The organism is Lentisphaerota bacterium (assembly GCA_016873675.1).
Lineage (GTDB): Bacteria > Verrucomicrobiota > Kiritimatiellia > RFP12 > JAAYNR01 > VGWG01.
In genome coordinates, this window is sequence record VGWG01000192.1 from 1 (window position 1) to 2,878 (window position 2,878).

General features: G+C 60.0%; 1 protein-coding gene and 1 pseudogene. One reads left to right on the plus strand and one right to left on the minus strand.

The window, feature by feature from the left end:
- Positions 1-1,699: DEAD/DEAH box helicase (locus FJ222_12545; GenBank protein ID MBM4165251.1), on the minus strand; the 1,699-nt coding region annotated here is incomplete at its 3' end.
- 803 nt (positions 1,700-2,502) lie between these two features.
- Between FJ222_12545 and FJ222_12550 the strand changes: the two are divergent.
- Positions 2,503-2,592: pseudogene (locus FJ222_12550) on the plus strand (YecA family protein).
- Positions 2,593-2,878 lie beyond the last annotated feature (286 nt).

Sequence of the window (2,878 nt, forward strand, 5' to 3'; positions counted from 1 at the left end):
CGCGGCGGCGGGTACGGCTGATCAGCGGAGAGAACGTATGGAGCGCTTCGAGCGCCGTGATCAGGCCGACGCGATCATGATCCGCACAGGATTCGGCTTGAAGCACCTGCACCGACCTGCGGTAATGCGGATCGGAGTCAAAAACGGCACGCCCCCAAGGCGTCGCCTTGGCCTTCTCCAAAGCGGAGAGGGCCTGTGGCCGCCAGTCGCCCGCCGCACCGCGAACGGCGTTGACGGCTTGATTGACATACGGATTGGGCTCTGCCATCGCGGCGAAGGTTGCTTTATCCGGGACCCAGTCGGGCCGCAAGGTGTTTAGCAGGACGAACAAGTCGTCATTACCCAACTGAAGCGGTGTTGCGGTGAGGAACAAAACGGCCTTGGCATTCTTGCAGAAATAGCTGACAGCTTTGTGGCGGCATGTGGCCGTATTGCGGATGTGATGCGCTTCATCCACGATCACCAGGTCAAAACTCGGGGGCGGGGTCACATCTTTCAGCCCGGCGCGGCGAAAACGACCGGTCTCCCCCTCGTACAGTTTGCTGTCCAAGATCGAGTAAGGCACGATCACCCGTGATTTCTTAGGATCCAGATCACCTTGCTCGCGGTAATCATCAAGAAGCAGTTGAAGTGATCGGCTGTCCAGGTGTTCAAACCGTTCAGAAAACCGCTTCATTTCCGAAAGCCATTTCTGCTCGGCGACAAGCGGCTTCGGACAGATGATGAGGACCGATTCGAGAGAGGCGCGTGCCGCCAGTTCGCGCAGAATGAGGCCCGCCTCGATCGTTTTGCCAACGCCGACGCTGTCGGCGATCAAGAGCCGGGGACAATCGGAGCGGATGAATTTAATGACCGGCCGGAACTGGTAGGGGATGAAATCGATACGCGCCGCATTCAGTGAAAACAGCGAGGAGGCGCCGGGATGAACGACCTGGGCCGCCGTAAGAGCGGCCTGAAAGCGTTCCGCTGACACGGACTCAGCATTCTCTTCAGGAGACCCGGTGACAGCAAGAAGTTGTGACGCGTAGAACGATTGGCGCTGCCCGTTGTGCAAAACCTCGTAGCGATCCTCGGGCCGGCCGGGCAAGCGGGAGAGAATCGCCACGATCTGCGCCGGATCTGAACGCAACATGACGAGGTCACCCGGCTTGAAAACGCCAACGGGGTCAGGTGGCGGCGCGGGCTCATCCGGGCAAATGGGAGCGTGTTCCGCCTGCGGCGCGAGCGCGGCGGGCGGGGCACCGGGTCGCAGCGTCAGGTTCTTCAGGTTCTCGATTTCGGTGCCAAGCGCATCATCGGGAGCGAGAATATTGACAAGCCGTTGCACGGTATCAAAGTCGCGATAGACGTAACCGCTCAGATCTTCGCCGGCCCCCACATGCGCCCAGCGGTTGCGAACGGATTGCAGTTCCTTCAAATAATGGCGACCCTCGCCGGGAAGCGACATTTTATTGGCGATGTCCCACCAATTCTCGTCCAGAACACGGAGCAGCGCGGCCAGATCCAAACTCTTGAGGTTACACACACACCGTTGCTTGACCCGTTGCGCCTGCTGGTAGGAAAGACACGGCAGAACCAGGTCGTCCCACCATGTCTCCGGTCTCATGTGTGTCAGCGTCACGGTCAGATAGTCTGTGAGGCAGTGGGCGAGCCCTTTCAGGATTACAGTCATCTGAGCTTCAACGGATCCTTGCAGCATTTTCGACTCCCGAGAGTTTGTGTGCTTTCAGGTAAAAGACTAGATAGCCACGGCACCAGTGCGACCGTGCCGCCCCCGGCCACACGGTACTGATTGGAGGCGTTAATGACCAGTGGATAAGGACAGATGCGGTGAAATGCTGTGTGGCACGAGGAGGAGAAGAAGAAAGAGAAGGCAGCAAAGGTTCTGCATTGGGATTCTCGTGGTTGTGGCAGGGGTGCGCGTGGTTGCTTGAGATGGCGCGATTGTAGCGCGTTGGAGATACAGGAACAAGGGGAAAGTGGCCCCGATGACCCAATCGCTTCATGATGAGAATTGCTGGTTCGGCCTCGACACGCACCATCGCGAGTGGTACCCTTGGATCGTCGCCGTGTCGCAGGCGCGCGTCCGCGCGCGCTACACAGGCGGCTATCTGCGGGACACCTGGAACGAGCCGGCGCCGTTGTGGCGCCGACGGTGAAGGTGTCGATGCGCACGGCAAACCAGCGAAGGAGGGCAAACCGGTGATACGTTCAAAGGATGCGTTCTGGAAGATAATGGGTGTCTTGTTGATCGCCGTTCTCGTGGCGTGTGTCGGCGCCGTTGGAACGCCGATTTTTCTGGCGTTTGGGGCGTTGTTGGACTGGCTGACGCCGTTGTCGCTGTTTCAGGGGGTGATCGTCGCCATCGGCTCGACACTGACGATGATGATCGGGATGCACTTCGGCAGAATCGGCCAGAGTCGGTCGTACAGAGAGTACGAGGACGAGGACGATGATGATGATTGGATGGAGGGGGACGATGTGTTCGATCTGCCATCCGCCCGCCCGTCAGCGCCCAAGATCAGCCGCAATGGGCCGTGCCCCTGCGGAAGCGGCAAGAAGTACAAGAAATGCTGCGGTCAGGCGGCGTAGATAGACATCAGGCGTTGGTCTCGCAGACGCCGAACCACAGCCGGCGCTGGTGCGTGGTGATCGTGACCATGTAGAAGAAGGGGTCGCGGTAGTCGTGGTTGAAACAGCGGCGCAGCATGCTGTGCTGAAACGCCCCGTGAACGGGGCGCACAGGACCACCCCCCCCCCGTCCTGTGCGTGGTGTTCACACCGCGCTCTCCCACGCCGCTCATCCCGCGCCCCCCGTTTCCGTACAGGCGCGCCCGTAGAGCCCGTAAACCAGGCGGTCAAGCTCGGCCTCAAGAGC